The following is an 18,269-nucleotide window of genomic DNA, read 5'->3' as shown; positions in this document are numbered from 1 at the left end:
TCCGCTAGGTCTTTCCGCGCCCCCGCACGGTCGCCACGGGCAGTGGTGTCAGCCCACGCGGTGCAGCCACCGCACAGGGGCGCCCGCGCCCGCGTAGCGGAACGGCTCGAGCTCGTCGTCCCATGCCTTGCCGAGCGCGAGGTGCAGCGCCTCCCGCATCGCCCACGGGTCGTGGGCCTGCTCGAGGGCGGCCCGGACCCGGTCCTCGGGGATCACGACGTTCCCGTGCACGTCGGTCGCGGCGTGGAAGATGCCGAGGTCGGGGGTGTGGGACCAGCGGCCGCCGTCGGCCCCGTGGCTCGGCTCCTCGGTCACCTCGTAGCGCAGGTGCGACCAGCCTCGCAGCGCGGAGGCCAGACGCGCGCCCGTGCCCTGCGCGCCCTGCCACGAGTACTCCGCCCGGTAGAGGCCGGGAGCCGCGGGCTGCTCGGTCCAGTCCGGCGAGACGCGCACGTCGAGGACGTTCCCCGCTGCCCACTCCATGTGCGGGCACAGGGCACGCGGTGCTGAGTGCACGAAAAGTACACCGCGGGTGATGGCACCAGCCATGTCTGCCTCCCTAGGTCAGGTTCCGTCTTCCCCAACGTCCCCACCTGAGAGGCGTCACAGCAGTTCACAGACCTGCGCGGCGTCCTTGGGCCCCATCATGCCCGACGACGCGGCGCGACGCGAGGCGGAGACCCGGCGTGGCGGGTCGTCGCGACCTGCCCGAGCGGTCAGAGCTGCTCGCGCAGCGCACGCATCGCCTTCTTGCGGACGGCGCGGTCGAGCCTGTCGAGGTACAGCAACCCGTCGAGGTGGTCGCACTCGTGCTGCAGGCACCGGGCCATGAGCTCGGTGCCCTCGACGACCACCTCGTTCCCGTCGAGATCGGTGCCGACGACGCGCGCGTACCAGGCGCGGCGCGTCGGGTACCAGAGGTTCGGCACCGACAGGCAGCCCTCGTCGCCGTCCTGGAAGTCCTCCGACAGCTCGACGATCCGCGGGTTGAGGACATAGCCGATCTCGTCCTCGATGTTCCACGAGAAGGCCCTGAGGTTCACACCGATCTGGTTGGCGGCGAGACCTGCGCGGCCCTCGTGGTCCACGGTCTCGACGAGGTCGGCGACCAGGGACCGCACGCGGTCGTCGATCGTGGTGATCTCGTCGCAAGGGGTCCGGAGCACGGGGTCGGGGATGGTGCGGATCTCTCTCATCGCCATGGCCACATCATTTCACGGGCCGTCCCGACCACCGCACACCGGCGGATCCCCGGGGCTACATGCGGGCGTAGCGGGCCCGCGCGAAGGAGTACAGACCGTACGCGGCGAAGCCCACCCCGACGGCGCCGAGCAGGAAGGGACCGAAGGGCTGCGAGGCGATGGTGCCGAACGCGTCGTCCAGCCCACCAGCCTTCTCCGGGTCCGACTGCAGCGCGGCGGTCACGAACAGCCCGCCGAGCACGCCGAGGGCCACGCCCTTCGCGATGTAGCCCACGCGCCCGAGGACGACGACGGCGCTCCCGAGCTGACCGCGCGCGTTGCCCCGCAGGTCCTCGAGGAACTTCTTCCGCCAGCCCTTCACCACGTGGTAGATCCCGCTCACCACGATGCCGACGCCCACGGCCCCGACCAGCACCTGCCCGGCCGGGTTGCTCATGATCGACGCGGTGAAGCTCTCCTCCTTGCCGGAGCTGCTGCCGGAGCCCATCGCGAACTGCAGCGAGAGGAAAGCGAGCGCGACGTAGAGCACGGCCTTGCCGGCCGACTTCAGCCGGTCGGACGTCTCGAGCGTCCCGGATGCCGCGACCAGCACCTGCCAGACGCCGAGCGCGACGAACGCGACGACGGCGAACCACAGGACGACCACCCCGCCAGGCGTCTGCGCCACCTCGGAGAGGGCGCCGGACTGATCGGCCTCCGAGCTCGACGCCGAGCCCGTCGCGACCTGGACGGCGAGGAAGCCGACGAGCAGGTGGAGCAACCCGCTGACCGCGTACCCCGCTCGCGCGAGCATCTCGAGAGTCTTGCTCCCTCGCGCGTCCTGAGCGGCTGCCTTGCCCGCAGTGCCCGCTTTCGTTGCCACGGATTCCTCCTTCGTTCGACCTGCACGTCGCCCCTACGCGCCGCCGGGCATTCCGGCCCGCACACTCTGGCAGGCCGCACGGCCTCTCGCACCTTCGTCGTGACTTCACGTCGCACCTTCGTCGTGACGTCACGCCGCGCACATCACGATTTGATAACGTCAGTCGCGATGACTGAGACGACGGCATCTCCGACGCCTGCCTCGGTGCCGAGCACCCCGGCGGCCCCGAGCACCAGCGGCACACGCAACGACCCGGCCCGACCGCGGCTCGCGGCGCTCGACGGCCTGCGCTTCGTCGCCGCCTTCGGGGTGCTGCTGTACCACTACGCGGCGCTCAACCACCACGCGTGGGGGCAGCGCACCGACGAGGTGTTCCCCGACACCCAGCGCTGGGCAGTGTTCGGCTCGTTCGGCGTGCAGCTGTTCTTCATCGTCAGCGGGTTCGTCATCCTCATGTCTGCCCAGGGCCGCGGCGTGCGCTCCTTCACGGCATCGCGGATCGGCCGGCTCTTCCCGGCGTACTGGGTGTCCGTGATCCTCGGCGTCGTGCTCTTCGCCCTCGTCTCACCCGGGCGAAAGCAGATCGACCTCCCCGAGGCGGCGATGAACCTCACGATGGTGCAGCGCGCGCTCGGCTTCTCCGACGTCGAGTCGGTCTACTGGACGTTGTGGACGGAGCTGCGGTTCTACGTGCTCATCGCCGTGCTGCTCGCCCTGGGCGGCATGACCCGCAACCGTCTCGTCGCCTTCGCGACGCTGTGGCCGGTGGCGGGCGCACTGTCGGTCGAGCACGGGCCACAGATCCTCTCGACGGTGCTCATCGCCGCCGACGCTCCGCTCTTCGCCGGCGGCATGGTGCTGTGCCTCCTGGTCCGGGACAGGGGGTCACCGGTGCTGTGGATGGTGCTCGCCATGAACGTCGCCCTCGCCGGCGCGTACTCCGGCCGGATCCAGTCCCTGCGGATCGCGAACAGCACGGACATCACGCTCAGCCCCTCGACGTACTGGACCGCGATCGTCGTGTGCTTCGCAGTCGTCGCGCTGCTCGCACTGACGCCGCTCAACAGGATCTCCTGGAAGTGGCTGACCGTCCTCGGCGCCGTCACGTACCCGCTGTACCTGCTGCACTCGTCGTGGGGCCGCTGGATGATCGAGATCCTCCACCCGCACCTCACCGCGACGGTCACGTTCATCCTCGTGACCGTGACCATGGTGGCACTGGCCTACCTGGTGAACCGCTACGTCGAACGCCCTCTCGGGCCGCGGTTGCGACGCGCGGTCGAACGCGACCTCGACGAGGCCGATCGACGCGACAGGTCGGCGGGAGGGCCCCGCACGGCGGTCACGCCGGACCCGTCCGGTCACGCGGGTCGGCCAGCACCCGAGCAGCCCGCACAGGTCGGGTAGCTCCGGAGCACGACAGCTGGGGCCACAGGACGAGACGTGGCAGGAAGGTGCGCTGAGGTGCGCTCGGTGCCCCGTGCAGGACTTGAACCCGCGACCGAGAGATTATGAGTCTCCTGCTCTGACCAGCTGAGCTAACGGGGCGCGCCGCGAGCATACCGCTCGCGGTACCTCCCCCACCGGCACCGCCGTCGGGCAGGAGCTCCTCCGCCGTCCCCCCGGAACGTTCCCTGCGCACGTGCTGGAGCCGGAGCTGCCGTCGGCAGCGGCTACCGTGGTTCCGTGCCCTCGTTCCGACGTACTCCTCTACCACCAGACGTCCGCCGAGCGGTGGTCCGCGAGCCCGGTGACCGTGTGCTCGCGGCGGCCGGGCTCGCCGACGGGTCCTGGGCGGCGGCGACGCGAACGACGCTCGCGACCTGCGACGCCGACGGCTCCCACGCCTGGGCGCGACCCTGGTCCGACGTCGACCGGGCGTCCTGGGACCCCGAGACGTCGACGATCACCGTCACCTGGGTCGACGGGTCGCCGCCGCTGGCCCTGCGCCTCGCGGACGAGGGACGCAGCGCACTGGCCCAGGTGCTGCGCGAGCGGGTCCAGTCGTCGGTCGTCCTGTCGGAGACGGTGACGCTCACCGCAGGACGGACCGCGCGCGTCGCCGTGCGCCGCGACGGCTCGGGCCGGCTGTTCTCGCAGGTCGTCGCGGACCTGGGCGTCGACCTGACCGACCCCGAGGTGACCGCGCGCGTCGATGCGGCAGAGAGCCGGGTGCGGTCCGCGTCCGGCCTACCCCTCTAGGCCTGCTAGAGTTTTCTCCGGCCGCCACGGTGCATCCGTGGACGATCCCGCGTAGCTCAGCTGGCAGAGCATCCGACTGTTAATCGGACGGTCGTAGGTTCAAGTCCTACCGCGGGAGCCCAGCGATCAGCCCCCGGACCTGTCACGACAGGCCGGGGGCTGATGCGTTCCCACGGGAATACGAGACGGCAGCCACGGGCTTTCACCTGCGTGCCCTCGAACCCGTCCGGGGTCGGCCTGCGCTCTGAGCGTGGTCCGATCCTCCTCGCGCTCATGCTGTCCACCGCTCTCGTCGCACTGGACGCGACGATCATCGCGACGGCGTCCGCGACCATCGCGCGCCAGCTCGGTGGGTTCGAGCAGCTTCCCTGGCTGTTCTCCAGCTATCTGCTCGCCCAGGCCGTCGGGACACCGGTCTTCGGCCGGCTCGCCGACATCCTGGGCCGGAAGCGCCTCATGCTCGCGGGCGTCGGACTGTTCTTCGTCGGCTCCGTCCTGTGCGGCGCGGCGTGGTCCATGCCCGCCCTCGTCGCCGGCCGGGTGCTGCAGGGCCTCGGTGCCGGTGCGGTCATGCCCGTCTCGCTCACGATCGCGGCCGACATCTACTCGCTCGAGGAGCGCGCGAAGACGCAGGGCTACCTCGCGTCGGTCTGGGCGATCTCGTCGGTCGTCGGTCCCACGCTGGGCGGGGTCTTCTCGGAGTTCGTCAGCTGGCGGTGGATCTTCTTCGTCAACGTGCCGCTGTGCGTGCTCGCGACCTGGATCATCGTGCGCCGGTACCACGAGACGCGGCACGAAGGCAGGCGCGAGCCGATCGACTACCTCGGTGCCGTCCTGCTCAGCGGCGCGAGCGTGCTGCTCCTCCTGGGCCTGCTCGAGGGCGGCACCGGCTGGGCGTGGTGGTCCCCGGCCTCGGTCGGCGTGCTCGCCGCCGCCGCGTGCCTCTTCGTCGCCTTCGTCGTGCACGCGCGCCGCTCGGAGCACCCGATCATCGACCTCACGATCCTGCGCCGACGCGTCGTCGGCGTCTCCACGGCCATCTCGCTCCTCGTCGGGACGATCGTGCTCGGCCTCTCCACGTACGTCCCCGTCTACGCGCAGGCCGTGCTCGGCGTCGGCCCCCTCCTCGCAGGCTTCACGCTCGCGGCGATGATGGTCGGGTGGCCGCTCTCTGCCACCAACGCCGGCCGCGTGTACCTCCGGGTCGGGTTCCGCCTCACCGCCGTCGTCGGTTCGTCGCTGGTGCTCGTCGCGCTGACGCTCTCGCTCCTGCTCGGCGCGACGTCACCGTTGGTCGCCGTCGCGGCGGTGTGCTTCGGTGTCGGCCTCGGCATGGGCATGACGGCCGTCCCCACGCTCATCGCCGCGCAGTCGGCGGCGGCGTTCACGGAGCGAGGCGCCGTCACCGGCACGAACATGTTCGCCCGCTCGCTCGGTTCTGCGGTCGGCGTGGCCGTGTGCGGGGCCGTCGTCAACGCGCGCACGGTGGTCGGCACCGACGGGACGCCGTCCGGTCCGGGCCTGATGTCGGCGATCCACCTCGTCCTCGGACTGCTCGCGGTGTGCGCGGCAGCGATCGTCGTCCTGGCCGCGCTCATGCCGACCGACCGTACGGCGGCCCGCGAGCGTCGGTCCGCGAGCCTCTCCTCGACCGAGCCGGGCTCGGGCGCGGGCTGACGCGTCAGGCGACGCCTGCCTCGCGCAAGGTCCGTCGTTCGGCCTCCAGAGCCAGCAGCCCGGAGAACGCCTCCTGGTAGACGGCGGGGTCCCCGGTCGGGTCGAGCCGCTGCAGCCGGCCACGGGCGTCTGCGATGCGCCGCGTCAGGCCGAGGTCCACCACGCTGCGCACGACGCCGGCGACGTAGTCCCCGACGACGTGCTCCCGGTCCTCCGGCAGCGGCGCCACGGCGAGCTCGGTCACGAGCGCACGCACGGGCTCGGCGGCCTGCTCGGTGACGGCCTCCACCCAGCGACCGTCCGCCGTCGTCGCTCCCTCCTGGACTCCTCCGGCGGCACGGATCGCCGCGTGCACGGCCTGCCAGGCGGGGACGGCGAACGCGTCCTCGCCGAGCGTGTCGAACGACGTCGGCACGTGCTGCGGGTACTGCATCACCGCCGCCAGAGCGAGGCGTTCCCGGCGCGCGACGGGATCCCGCGGGTCAGGGGCGGGTACTGCGGGGTCGGACGCCGCACCACCGCCCTCGTCGGGCACCGGACGCGACGCGTCGGCGCCCGATCGCGCCGACCGGCCCGGTCCCGCCGTCGGGCGCCTGCCCGCGGCGGCGACCTCGCGTCGCACGCGCTCGGTGTCCGTCCCGATCCACCCGGCGAGCATCCGCGCGTACTCCGGCCGCAGCGCGGTGTCTCGGATGCCGGCGACGATCGGTGCTGCTGCCCGCAGCGCGCCCACCCGGCCCTCGGCCGTGTCGAGGTCGAACTCCGCGAGGGTCGTGCGGATGACGAACTCGAAGAGGGGCTGGCGCCCGTCGACCAGCGCGCGCACTCCCCCCGGGCCGTGCGCCATGCGCAGCTCGCACGGGTCCATGCCGCTGCTCTCGACGGCGACGAAGGTCTGGGCGTAGAACCGCTGGTCCTCGCCGAACGCGCGCACCGCGGCCTTCTGACCCGCCGCGTCGCCGTCGAACGTGAAGATGACCTCGCCCCCCACGGACACGCCGGACGCGAGCTGGCTGCCGGCCCCGGCCGTCGTGTCGCCGAGCAGGCGTCGCACGATCCGCGCGTGGTCGGACCCGAACGCGGTGCCGCACGTGGCGACCGCCGTCGTCACGCCCGACAGGTGCGCGGCCATCACGTCCGTGTAGCCCTCGACGACGACGACCCGCTTGGTCTTCGCGATCTCGCGCTTGGCGAGGTCGATCCCGTACAGGACGTGCGACTTCTTGTAGAGGCTGGTCTCGGGCGTGTTGAGGTACTTGGGGCCCTGGTCGTCGTCGTAGAGGCGGCGCGCGCCGAACCCCACGATCTCGCCCGTGACGTCGCGGATGGGCCAGACGAGACGACCTCGGAACCGGTCGTAGATGCCGCGCTGACCCTGGCTCATGAGCCCGGACGCGACCAGCTCGGCCTGCGTGAACCCGCGGCCCTGGAGGTGGCGCTGCAGGTTGTCCCAGCCCTGCGGGGCGTAGCCGACGCCGAAGTGCTCGGCGTCCGCCCGGTCGAAGCTGCGCTCGGCCAGGAACCCCCGCGCCGCCGCGGCTCCCGGCGCCATGAGCTGCTCGGAGAAGTACTGTGCGGCGACCCGGTGCGCCTCGAGCAGTCGCTGACGCCTGCCGGGCTCCTCGCGCGGACGCTGAGGGCCACCAGAACCGGAGTCCTCGTAGCGCAGCTGGACACCCACGCGGTCCGCGAGGTACTCGACGGCATCGGTGAAGGTGAGCCCGTCGATCTTCTGCACGAACGAGATGACGTCACCGCCCTCGCCGCAGCCGAAGCAGTGCCAACGCCCCACGCCGGGCCGGACGTGGAACGACGGCGAGCGCTCGTCGTGGAAGGGGCACAGGCCCTTCATCGAGCCGACACCGGCCGGCTTGAGCGTGACGTGGGCCGAGACGATCTCGTCGATACGCGCGCGGTCACGGACGGCGTCCACGTCCTCACGTCGGATCAGGCCAGCCACGAGAGCGAGTCTATGCGCCCGCGACCGCCCGCGACCGCGCCCGTGCCCGGTGGCCGACGTCCCGCGTCGGGGTCGAGGCGAAACCCTCCTCGCGCGAGGCCGCGCACCGGCGGGCGTAGGACCCGGGAGTCGTACCGGTCGCGCGGACGAAGTCGGTGCCGAAGTGCGCCTGGTCGTAGTAGCCGACAGCGGTCGCGAGAGCCGCGAGGTCCCGCTCGGGGTCCGACGCGAGCAGCTCTGCGGCCAGGTGCACACGGTGACGCTGGAGCACCCACTTGGGGCTCACCCCGACGCAGGCCGCGAACAGCCTCTGGAGCGAGCGGGACGAGATCCCCGCCACGTGCGCGAGGTCGCGCACTCCGGCGCCCGGCGGGAGCGCGCCGCCGACGAGCGCGGCCAGCACGTCCTGCACGCGTGCGAGGTCGCGAGCCGAACGCGGGTCGCGGACCCGCTCGGCCCGTGCCCGCAGCAGCGGCTCGACGAGGGCGACCGCGCGCGCGTCGTCCCCCCGGGCCGCGCACGTCACCGCACGGTCCGCGATCGCCCGCGCCGTCGGGCCGAGGAACGACGCCGCGTCGATCGTCGCGCCCGCCCGCAGGGCGTCGTCGGACCCGAGCAGGACGCGGAACGCCCCGGGGCGCAGCTTGGTCCCGACCACCGCGCCGGACCCGTGCAGGGTGCGCGTGAACAGGCCGGCCGGGATCCCGTGCGCTGCGTACCCGGTCGACTCGGCGACCACGTTCGCCGTCGGGTGCGGCACGACCACCTGGGTGAACGACTCTCCGGTCGCGAGGTCCCAGCGCACCACCCAGTGCCGCTCCACGAGGTCGGCGAGATCCGGGGACGGGTCGAGCCGCACGAGCTCGAAGCCTCGCGCGGCCGCACCAGGATCGACGATCCCCCGCGTCGACGTGCTGGGGCGCGCCGTCGCCGCGCCCGTCGCGGGCGGCGTGCGCGCCGACTCGAACACCTGTCGCATTCCTCCAAGACTGCCACGATCCGCAGACACGAGCATTGGTCGGACCGGGGACGGTCCCGGGCGGACGAAGGAGGACACCATGGAGATGTCGGCGCTGCACCCCAACGTCACGGTGAGCGGGGCGCGCGAGGCCATCGCGTTCTACGAGACGGCGCTCGGCGCCGAGGTGATCGACACGATCACGGCCGGGGACGTCGTGATCCACTCCGACCTGCGCCTGCGCTCGGGCACGAGCAGCTCGACCTTCACCGTCGCCGAGGCCTTCCCGCCGGACTCGGTCGCTCCGGAGGCCGGCGCGCCGACGCACGCGTCGTTCACGATCCCGGTCGACGACACCGACGCGGCGTACGCGCGCGCGCTCGGCGCGGGGGCGACGAGCCTCGCGGAGCCTGCGGACTGGTTCCCCGGCTTCCGGCAGTCAGCGGTGCGGTGCCCCTTCGGGCACCGCTGGTACCTCGTCACCGTCGCCGACGACGTGACCGGGGCGGACGTGCAGCGCGCGAGCGACGCCTGGATGGCGGAGCGCGGCGACGCCTGACCGCCCGCCGCTCAGTCGTGCCCCGGCACGAGCCGGGCATGGAGCTGCATCGCCGAGACGTCGGTGAGCGACGCGACCTGGTCGACGACGACGCGCAGCCGCGCGTCGTCGTCGGGCGCTGCCCGCCAGTCGGCCGCGAACGACGGCTCGAGCGCGACGGGACCGCGGTCGGCGAGGACACCTACGAGATCGGCGATCACCTCGCGCTGACGCTGGTAGAGCGGCTCCTGCTCGCGCGGCGCCATGACGTAGGTGACCGCGACGCCCTTGAGCGCGAGGATCTCGTCGGCCGTCTCGTCCGGCACGAGGAGCCGCGCGGTGTACCGGGTGAGGTGACCGTCGCCGAAGAGATCCCGCGTCGCCGTCTGTGCCGCACCGCTGAACCGGCCGATGAGCTGGCTCGTGGCGTCCTTGAGCTGTGCGAGCGACCGGCGGGAGCCGTCGAAGTCGGTCACCAGGTCGCCGGTCTCGAGCAGGCGCAGCAGGGCGGCGTCGAGCGCGTCGGCGTCGTGCCAGGTGCCGTACCAGGCGCGTACGTGCTCGGCGACGCGTGCGCGCTCGGCCTCGTCGTGCAGCAGCGCGAGGTCGAGCCGCCCGCCGACGACGGCGTCCTCGACGTCGTGCACCGAGTAGCTGATGTCGTCCGCCAGGTCCATGACCTGGGCCTCCATGCACCGCGCCCCGCGCGGTGCCCCCTGACGCAGCCAGTCGAAGACCGGGGTGTCGTCGGGGTAGACGCCGAACTTGTGCGTCGTCCCGCCGTCGGGCTTGGTCGGCCCGGCCCCGTACCGCCACGGGTACTTGACGCTCGCGTCGAGGCTCGCGCGGGTCAGGTTGAGGCCCATGGGCCGGCCGTCGGCGGTGAAGATCTTGGGTTCGAGCCGGGTCAGCAGCCGCAGGGTCTGCGCGTTGCCCTCGAACCCCCCGACGTCGCGCGCGACCTCCGCGAGCGCGCGCTCGCCGTTGTGCCCGAACGGAGGGTGCCCGAGGTCGTGCGTGAGGCACGCCGTGTCGACGAGGTCCGGGTCGCACCCGAGCGCGCGCCCCATCTCCCGACCGACCTGCGCGACCTCGAGCGAGTGCGTGAGCCGGGTCCGCACGAAGTCGTCGCTGCCCGGTCCGAGCACCTGGGTCTTCGCGCCGAGCCGGCGCAGGCCCGAGGAGTGCACCACGCGCGCGCGGTCGCGCTCGAACGGCGTGCGGAACTTGGACTTCGGCGCCTCCACGAACCAGCGTTCCGTGTCCGCGTCGGTGTACGACGCCGTCCCCTCCTCCCCCGGGGCGGGCCGCGGGAAGGTCCCGACCACGGTCGGGTCGAACGCACCCTGCTCGAACGTCTGCACGCGCTCAGCGTAGCGACCGGTCCGCAGGCTCCCCGGTCGCGACGAGCCCGCGGTAGGCGCCGGTTCCCGTCGTCGGGCGTCCGGGGGAGAAAGTCCAGGCTGATGATCCGGGTCACCCCGCGAGTCCCGGCGTCGGCGAGCACCGCGTCGAGCGCGGACAGGTTGCCGTGGACGTCGGACAGGATCGCGATGCGCACGACGGTCACGCCGGCGATCGTCACACACTCCACCCGGATCCGTGGAGGCTGTCGAGAAGCGCCCGTTTGCGGGCTCGGCGTGATCGGTCGGTCAGCGCAGGCGCCAGACGCCGACGGCCGGGCCGTCGGCCGCGAGACGCCACGCGCCGTCGGGCGTGTCGAGGTCGAGGTCGCCGTGGAGGCGTTCCGCCTCGCGCGCCGCGCCGACGACCGCGGGGTGCAGCCGGACGCCCGACCACGGCGCGCGTGCGACGGCCACGAGCACACGCTCGTCCGCGGTCTCGCGGAGGTAGACGAGCACGTCGTCGTCCACGTGCACCCAGCGCAGACCACCGGACAGCAGCGCGGCCGACGCGCGTCGCACGCCGATCAGCGAGCGGTAGACCTCGAACGTCGCGGCGTCCCGGCGGTCCGGCTCGTCCCAGGGCATCGTCGCGCGCGCGTGCTCGCCGTTGATGCCGGTGAGCCCGACCTCGTCCCCCGCGAAGACCACCGGCGTACCGGGGTAGGTGAGCAGGAGCGTCGCCGCGACCTCGACGAGCTCGCGCGAGCCGACGATCGAGCGCAGGCGCGGCGTGTCGTGCGAGCCGAGCATGTTCCACTGCGACGCGGTGACGCGCCACGGGACGACGGCGTCGAAGTCGCGCATCGTCTCGACGACCGACCGGCCACCCCGCCGCGGCGTACGGACGGGCAGTCCCAGGTAGGGCACGGGCGAGTCCGCCGGCGACAGCCAGGTCCAGACCGGTCGCGTGAAGGCCGAGTAGTTCATGTTCGCGTGCCAGCCGTCGCCCGCGAGGTCGCCCGACGCGTCGTGGAAGTGCTCCGCGACGAGCGCCGCGTCCGGGTCGATCGCGGCCATCGTCGCGCGCAGCGTGCGCGCGACCTCGAGCGTGCGGTCCTCCGCGCCGTGGCGGCCGGTCATGTTCGCGACGTCGATCCGCCAGCCGTCGAGCCCGTACGGCGCACGCAGGTAGCGCCCGACGACGGAGTCCGGCCCGTCGATCATGCGCGCCGCGAGCTCGGCGGACCCGTAGGACAGCTTCGGCAGCGACGCGTGCTCGAGCCACCCGACGTACCCGGGCTGGCCCTCGGTCCAGTAGTAGAAGTCCCGCTCGGGCGCGTCCGGGCGCCCGACGGCGCGCGTGAACCACTCGTGCCCGGCGCCGGTGTGGTTGGTGGTCAGGTCACCCATGACGCGCAGCCCGCGCGCGTGCGCGGCGCGGATCAACGACGCATAGGCCGCGTCTCCCCCGAGCAGCGGGTCGACGCGGTCGAACGTGCTGGCGTCGTACCGGTGGTTGGAGCGGCCCGGGAAGACGGGCGTCGTGTAGAGGGTGGAGACTCCGAGCGCCACCAGGTGGTCGAGGTGCTCCTCGATCCCGGTGAGGTCGCCGCCGTAGTACTGCGTCCCGACGTCCGGGCCCGACCCGTGCGGCTCGTCGCCCCAGGCGGCGGGTACGGCCCAGTCGGGCAGGGCGCGGCCGTCGGCGGCTGCGGAGCGCGCGAACCGGTCGGGGAAGACCTGGTACACCACGCCGTCGGACATCCAGGCCGGCGCCGGGTCGTGCACCGTGAGGCGGAAGTCCGCCGCGTCGGGGACGTCGCGGTCCCACGTGCCGCGCCCGTTCAGCCAGCGATACCCGCTGCTGCCGTCCGCACCGGGCGTGTCGAGGAAGAAGCGGTAGCTCGTCTCCGGGTTGTGCACGAGGACCTCGGCGACGTACCAGTCCTCGTGCTCGTCCGACCGGTCGAGCCGCGCCGGCGACAGTCGCGGCTCGCCGTCCCGGACGGTGCGCAGCCACACGTCCCGCACGGCTGGGCCGGACCGGCCGCGCGGGACGCGCACCCGGACCGGGACCGTGTCGCCGAGAGCGGGCGTGCCCTCGGGGACGTAGAGCGCGGACCCGTCGTGGTGCGGCCCGGGCGCGCCGGTCGTCGGCGTACCGGCATCCACCTCGTCAGCCACGCTCACCCCTTCACGGAACCGGCGGTCAACCCGCCGACGATGTACTTCTGCAGGTAGAGGAACAGCGCGAGCACGGGGAGCGCGGAGATCACCGCGCCCGCGGTGAACAGGCCCCAGTTCGCCTCCCGCAGCGACGAGACCCACCCGTACAGCCCGACGGCGAGCGTCCAGTTGCTCTCCGAGGTCAGCACGATGCGCGCGATGATGAACTCACCGAACGTCGCGATGAACGACAGCAGCGCGACGACGGCGAGGATCGGGGCGACGAGCCGCAGGATGATCGTCCAGTAGACCTGGCTGTGCGTCGCGCCGTCGATCTTCGCCGCCTCGTCCAGCTCGCGCGGGACGGTGTTGAAGAACCCGTACATGAGGAACGTGTTCACGCCGAGCGCCCCGCCGAGATAGACGGCGATGAGCGCGATCTTGCTGTTCAGACCCAGCACCGGGACGACGTTCCCGAGGCCGAGGAGCAGGAGGAAGATCGCGACGAACGCGAGCATCTGCGGGAACATCTGGACGATCAGCAGCGCCGTCAGGCCGATCCGTCGCCCGGCGAACCGGAACCGCGAGAACGCGTACGCGGCCGCGGCGCCCATGAGGACGGTCCCGACCGACGTCGCGACCGCGATCACGAGCGTGTTCGCCATCCACGTCCAGAACATCGTGGTGCCGAGCTCGGCGTAGTTCGCGCCGCTCACGTCGGCGAACAGCGTGTTGGAGCCGGTGAGCGTGCCGTTCTCGGACAGCGACGCCGACAGGACGTAGACCAGCGGGAACGCCGCGTACACGACGGCGACGACGCCGACGACGTGCCGCCAGCCCAGCTCGGTGAACCAGCGACGAGGCCTCATGCGCCGGTGGTCGGTCAGCGTGCGCGAGGACGGCGCGGACGAGCCGGCCGCAGCGGCCGTCGTGGCCGGTGTGGGAATGGCCATGTCAGTTGATCTCCTCGAACTTGCGCGTGCTGCGGAAGGCCAGGGCGGAGATGCCACCCACGATGACGAAGATGACGATCGACAGCGCGCTCGCGAGGCCGAAGTCCTTCGTGGCGGACCCGTCGACACCCGAGATCGAGTACACCATCGAGATGAGGATGTCGGTGTGGCCCAGCGGCACCGAGGCGTCGGCGAACCGTGGACCGCCGCCCGTGAGCATGTAGATCAGCGTGAAGTTGTTGAAGTTGAACGCGAACGACGAGATGAGCAGCGGCGCGGTCGCGACGAGCAGGAGCGGGAGCGTGATGGAGCGCCACGTCCGCCAGCGCCCGGCGCCGTCGATCCTGGCCGCCTCCATGACGTCGGAGGGCAACGACTGCAGAGCTCCCGTGCAGATGAGGAACATGTAGGGGAAGCCGAGCCACAGGTTCACCGCGAGGACGGACAGCTTGGCGAGGAACGGGTCGGTGAGCCACGGGATCTCCGCCCCGCCGAGCAGCACCTGGTTGACGTACCCGAAGCGGGTGTTCAACAGCCCGGACCACAGCAGCGCGGCGAGGAAGCCGGGGACGGCGTACGGGAGGATCATCAGCGTCCGGTAGACCCGCCTCCCGCGCAGCCGCGTGTCGTTGAAGACGATGGCGAGGAACAGACCCAGGAGGAACGTCGTCACCACCGACCCGATCGCGAAGACGAACGTCCAGACGAGGATCTTGAGGAACGGCTGGGCGTACCGACCGTCGGAGAACGCGGTGACGAAGTTGTCGAACCCGACCGGGACGCGCCAGCCGACCGCGAGCGTGGACCCGTCGGCGGCCTCGAACTGGCCGTCGTCGTTCGGCGTGTACGTGACCCCGGTGGACGTGTCCGTGATCGTGTCCGACGCCGCGTCGTACTCGAGCACCGACGTGTAGACGTACCCGGTGCGGGCGTCGGTCGTGCGGATCGAGCCGTCCTCCGGGTCGTCGGACACCGGGACCCGCAGGTCGGTGACCTCGTCCTGTCGCTCCAGGATCTGCTCACGGTCGACGACGGCGTACCCGGGGACCTCGGTCGCCCGCCCGTCCTGCACGGTCGCGTCGTCCTGCGCGGACAGCGGCTGCTCGGCGGTGCCGGCCGTGACCGCGCCGTCCTCGCCCACGACCGCGAACCCGAGCGTGCCACCGTCCTCCACGACCGTCAGCGGCAGGCTGGGCGAACCCTCCACGCGGCGCTCGTTCTGCACGAGGAGCGCCTCGACCGCCTGGTCCTTGGTGCCGTTGTGCCCGGTGCCGTAGTTGGTGAACGCGACGTAGCCCGTGTAGGCGACGACGAAGATCTGGAAGACGAGGAGGAACCCGAGGCCGGGCAGGATGTACTTCAGCGCGAGCGCGCGCCGGGTGAAGTACACCCAGTTCGCCGCGACGAGCAGGGCGAGCGACACGGCGAGGATGCCGTAGGAGTCCTGGGTCCACGCGGACCACACGACGTAGACGCCGAGCGCGTCGACGACCGCCATGAGCACGAGCTTCGCGATGAAGCCGGGGCCGTAGCTGCGCGCGTGCGACGCGTCGGGACGGCTCGTGCGGCCCCGGCGTCGGGGCGGCACGTCGTCGCCGCTCGAGCCGGCCGTGGTGGCGGCCGACGTGACCTGTGGGGAAGACATCGTTCCTCCGAGGGATGCGGCGCGGTACGGGACCGCGCCTGGATCGGGGGACGCCCACCCCTCCGAGCGAGGGATGGGCGTCACCGGTGCGATCGTCGGGTCAGGCGTCCATCGCGGACTGGATGTCCTCGATCATCTTGTCCCAGGAGGAGACCGGGTCGGCGCCGTTGACGATGGCCGCCTCGGTCACGCCCCAGAAGCTCCAGACGGAAGCCATCTCGGGGATCGAGGGCATCGGCACCGCGTCGGCACCCACCTCGCGGAAGCCCGCGACGATCGGGTCGTCGGCGGCCGCGGTGTCGGCCGCGGCGGTCAGTGCCGGCGGACGGCCACCCGCCTCGTACAGCGCGACCTGCGCGTCCTCCGTGGACATGTAGTTCACGAGGAAGTCGTTCGCCACGATGGCGTCGTCGCTCTCCGCGCTCAGGTAGAAGCCCTGGACGCCCACGAACGGCTGCGCGGGCTGGTCGCCCGCGGCCGGGACCGGGTCGATCGACAGGTCGAGGCCCTCGAACGACTCGATCATCCACGGGCCGCCGACGATGAACGGCGACTCGCCGTTCTTGAACGCCTCGACCGCGATGTCGTACGTCGTGTCCTGGCTGAGGTTGCCCGCCGCGCCCTGCTCACCGAGCCACTCGGCGTACGCCTGCCCCTCGGGACCGCCCATCGCGAGCTCGGAGGTGTAGCTGCCGTCCTCGTTCTGCTCGAACACCGGGGCGCCGAACGACGTCTGGAACGGGTAGTGCGTGTAGGGGTCGCCCTTGTCGCCGTCCGACTGGACGAGGATCGGGAACTTCGTCCCGGCTGCCTCGCCGGCTGCGATCGCGTCGTCCCAGGTGGCGGGTGCCTCGTCCGCGAGCGCGGTGTTGCGGATGAGGGCGATGTTCTCGATCGCGTAGGGCAGGCCGTAGACCTGGCCGTCCTGCGTGAACGCCGCGAGCGAGACGTCCTCGAAGCCCGCCGCCGTGTCACCGAGCTCGAGCGGGGCGACGACGCCGTTGGTCGTGAGCTCGCCCAGCCAGTCGTGGGCGCCGACGGTGATGTCGGGGCCCTCGCCCGTGGGGACCTGGGCGAGGAAGTCGGCGCGGATCTCGTCGAAGTTCTTGAGCACGACGTCGACGGCCGTGCCGGTCTCGTCCTCGAAGGACTGTGCCGCATCGGTCACGGCGTCCTGACGGGTCTCGTCGACCCAGATGGTGAGCGAGCCGCCGGACGCCGTGGAGCTGCTCTCGCCGCTCGGCTCGTCGGTGGTCTCGTCGCCCGACCCGCCGGACGAGCAGGCGCCCAGCGCCAGCGTCGTGGTCAGCGCGGCGGCAAGAAGGATGCTCCGTCGCATCAGTGGTCTCCCAGGTGTGCACGTGCGGCGGCCGTAGCCGGCTCGTGCCGACCGTGGCCCTGATGCGATGACGGTAGAGCGGCGGGTGGCGCTGGTGCAAGTCCTTGCGGTAACTTTCATGCAACGCTTTGCAGAACGCCTCGCGGCGCCCTGCCCCACCACGATCCGGCGGTCGAGGTCCACCAGGACCCGTGCCCGCCGTACGGACGACCAGGACGAGGAGGTCCGGTGTCACCTACGCTTCCTCACGTGCGCACCCGTCTCAGTGATCTCGCGACCCAGGCCAGCGTCTCGACGGCGACGGTCTCCCGCGTGCTCAACGGGAAGCCCGGCGTCGCGAGCGAGACGCGCCAGGCCGTGCTCGCCGCTCTCGACGTGCTGGGCTACGAGCGCCCCTCGACGCTGCGCACCCGGTCGGCCGGGCTCGTCGGGCTCGTCGTCCCCGAGCTGACGAACCCCGTCTTCCCTGCGTTCGCGCAGACCATCGAGTCGGTGCTCTCGGAGCACGGGTACACCCCGCTCCTGTGCACGCAGTCCCCCGGCGGGACCACGGAGGACGACTACGTCGAGATGCTCATGGACCATGCGGTCGACGGGATCGTCTTCGTCTCGGGCCTGCACGCCGACACGCAGGCGAGCCGCGAGCGCTACGCGCGCCTGCGCTCGCGCGGCATCCCGATCGTGCTCGTCAACGGGTACGCCGAGGGCATCGACGCGCCGTTCGTCTCGCCCGACGACGTGGCGAGCGCCGAGCTGTCCGTGCGGCACCTCGTCTCGCTCGGCCACCGCCGCATCGGGCTCGCGATCGGGCCCGAGCGATTCATCCCGGCGCAGCGCAAGGTCGCCGGCTTCAGCGAGGCGCTGGTCCGACACGGTCTCGCGGACGACGTCGAGTCGGCCCGCCGGCACATCGTCACGACCTTGTACACCGTCGAGGGCGGCCAGGCGGCCGGCGCCGAGCTCGTCGACTCCGGTCACACGGCGATCGTCTGCGGCTCGGACCTCATGGCCCTCGGCGCGATCCGCGCCGTGCGCTCCCGCGGCCTGCGCGTCCCCGACGACGTATCGGTCGTCGGCTACGACGACTCGCCGCTCATCGGGTTCACCGACCCACCCCTGACCACGGTCCGCCAGCCGGTGGCGGCGATGGCGCACGCGACCATCAGCGCGCTGCTCACGGAGATCCAGGGCGGGCGCGCCCCGCGCTCCGAGCTCCTGTTCCAGACGGAGCTCATCGTGCGCGACTCCACGGGTGCCGCGCCCGCCCGTCCTTCCACCGACTGACCGCCGCCGCACCCACGCCGCACCCACGCCCCACAGCCCGCTCACCCGGACCGTCGGCACCCGCAACGCGTTTCCGCAAGCGCTTACACTTGAATGAGCGGGCGCCCACCGGGCTGCCACCACCCACCCCTGAAGCA

At 72.0% G+C, this 18,269-nt stretch carries 15 protein-coding genes and 2 tRNA genes; 6 read left to right on the top strand and 11 right to left on the bottom strand.

The window, feature by feature from the left end; genetic code table 11:
- Nucleotides 1-48 precede the first annotated feature (48 nt).
- From IF651_RS00260 to IF651_RS00250, 3 genes are all read right to left on the bottom strand, one after another.
- On the bottom strand, nucleotides 49-549 hold the full coding sequence (locus IF651_RS00260) for a DUF3145 domain-containing protein (protein WP_191827093.1): 501 nt from the start codon (nucleotides 547-549) through the stop codon (nucleotides 49-51).
- Between the two features lie 167 nt (nucleotides 550-716).
- Nucleotides 717-1,202 carry a peptide deformylase gene (gene def, locus IF651_RS00255; protein WP_191827092.1) on the bottom strand — a complete coding sequence of 162 codons (486 nt, stop codon included), beginning with the start codon at nucleotides 1,200-1,202 and terminating at the stop codon, nucleotides 717-719.
- Between the two features lie 55 nt (nucleotides 1,203-1,257).
- On the bottom strand, nucleotides 1,258-2,064 hold the full coding sequence (locus tag IF651_RS00250) for a DUF1206 domain-containing protein (RefSeq protein WP_338403676.1): 807 nt from the start codon (nucleotides 2,062-2,064) through the stop codon (nucleotides 1,258-1,260).
- A gap of 168 nt (nucleotides 2,065-2,232) precedes the next feature.
- Here IF651_RS00250 and IF651_RS00245 point away from each other — a divergent pair, with 168 nt between their 5' ends.
- Nucleotides 2,233-3,471 (top strand): acyltransferase family protein, encoded by a 1,239-nt coding sequence (locus tag IF651_RS00245; RefSeq protein WP_191827091.1) that lies wholly within the window; start codon nucleotides 2,233-2,235, stop codon nucleotides 3,469-3,471.
- A 67-nt stretch (nucleotides 3,472-3,538) separates the two neighbouring features.
- On the opposite strand, the gene IF651_RS00240 is transcribed toward IF651_RS00245, so the two are convergent.
- Nucleotides 3,539-3,612, bottom strand: a tRNA-Ile gene (locus IF651_RS00240).
- 138 nt (nucleotides 3,613-3,750) lie between these two features.
- Here IF651_RS00240 and IF651_RS00235 point away from each other — a divergent pair.
- The 3 genes from IF651_RS00235 to IF651_RS00225 all read left to right on the top strand — a co-directional run bounded on the left by IF651_RS00235 (nucleotide 3,751) and on the right by IF651_RS00225 (nucleotide 5,943).
- A complete protein-coding gene (locus IF651_RS00235) occupies nucleotides 3,751-4,266 on the top strand; it encodes a hypothetical protein (RefSeq protein WP_191827090.1) in 516 nt (171 codons plus the stop codon).
- A 45-nt stretch (nucleotides 4,267-4,311) separates the two neighbouring features.
- Nucleotides 4,312-4,384: transfer RNA gene (locus tag IF651_RS00230), tRNA-Asn, on the top strand.
- A 92-nt stretch (nucleotides 4,385-4,476) separates the two neighbouring features.
- A complete protein-coding gene (locus IF651_RS00225; protein WP_191827089.1) occupies nucleotides 4,477-5,943 on the top strand; it encodes an MFS transporter in 1,467 nt (488 codons plus the stop codon).
- Between the two features lie 4 nt (nucleotides 5,944-5,947).
- Here the strand turns inward: IF651_RS00225 and dnaG are convergent, their stop codons facing one another.
- A complete protein-coding gene (gene dnaG / locus IF651_RS00220) occupies nucleotides 5,948-7,903 on the bottom strand; it encodes a DNA primase (RefSeq protein WP_191827088.1) in 1,956 nt (651 codons plus the stop codon).
- A 10-nt stretch (nucleotides 7,904-7,913) separates the two neighbouring features.
- Entirely contained in the window at nucleotides 7,914-8,882 is a 969-nt protein-coding gene (locus tag IF651_RS00215) for a helix-turn-helix domain-containing protein (protein WP_191827087.1), read from the bottom strand.
- Between the two features lie 79 nt (nucleotides 8,883-8,961).
- Here IF651_RS00215 and IF651_RS00210 point away from each other — a divergent pair, with 79 nt between their 5' ends.
- Nucleotides 8,962-9,420, top strand: a complete 459-nt coding sequence (locus IF651_RS00210) for a VOC family protein (protein ID WP_191827086.1) — start codon at nucleotides 8,962-8,964, stop codon at nucleotides 9,418-9,420.
- A gap of 11 nt (nucleotides 9,421-9,431) precedes the next feature.
- Here the strand turns inward: IF651_RS00210 and IF651_RS00205 are convergent, their stop codons facing one another.
- From IF651_RS00205 to IF651_RS00185, 5 genes are all read right to left on the bottom strand, one after another.
- On the bottom strand, nucleotides 9,432-10,727 hold the full coding sequence (locus tag IF651_RS00205; protein ID WP_338403725.1) for a deoxyguanosinetriphosphate triphosphohydrolase: 1,296 nt from the start codon (nucleotides 10,725-10,727) through the stop codon (nucleotides 9,432-9,434).
- Nucleotides 10,728-11,051: 324 nt separating this feature from the next.
- Nucleotides 11,052-12,929: a glycoside hydrolase family 13 protein gene (locus IF651_RS00200; RefSeq protein ID WP_338403675.1), complete on the bottom strand. Its 1,878-nt coding sequence runs from the start codon at nucleotides 12,927-12,929 to the stop codon at nucleotides 11,052-11,054.
- Nucleotides 12,930-12,931: 2 nt separating this feature from the next.
- Nucleotides 12,932-13,864 (bottom strand): sugar ABC transporter permease, encoded by a 933-nt coding sequence (locus tag IF651_RS00195; RefSeq protein ID WP_191827084.1) that lies wholly within the window; start codon nucleotides 13,862-13,864, stop codon nucleotides 12,932-12,934.
- A gap of 1 nt (nucleotide 13,865) precedes the next feature.
- The gene (locus IF651_RS00190) at nucleotides 13,866-15,509 is read right to left on the bottom strand and encodes an ABC transporter permease subunit (RefSeq protein ID WP_191827083.1); all 1,644 of its coding nucleotides are present in this window, start codon (nucleotides 15,507-15,509) and stop codon (nucleotides 13,866-13,868) included.
- 100 nt (nucleotides 15,510-15,609) lie between these two features.
- Nucleotides 15,610-16,848: a sugar ABC transporter substrate-binding protein gene (locus IF651_RS00185; RefSeq protein ID WP_191827082.1), complete on the bottom strand. Its 1,239-nt coding sequence runs from the start codon at nucleotides 16,846-16,848 to the stop codon at nucleotides 15,610-15,612.
- A gap of 249 nt (nucleotides 16,849-17,097) precedes the next feature.
- Between IF651_RS00185 and IF651_RS00180 the strand changes: the two genes are divergently transcribed.
- Nucleotides 17,098-18,132, top strand: a complete 1,035-nt coding sequence (locus tag IF651_RS00180; protein ID WP_338403674.1) for a LacI family DNA-binding transcriptional regulator — start codon at nucleotides 17,098-17,100, stop codon at nucleotides 18,130-18,132.
- Nucleotides 18,133-18,269 lie beyond the last annotated feature (137 nt).

Source organism: Cellulosimicrobium arenosum (assembly GCF_014837295.1).
Taxonomy (GTDB): Bacteria; Actinomycetota; Actinomycetes; order Actinomycetales; family Cellulomonadaceae; genus Cellulosimicrobium; species Cellulosimicrobium arenosum.
This window is presented reverse-complemented; position numbering and strand designations above follow the sequence as displayed.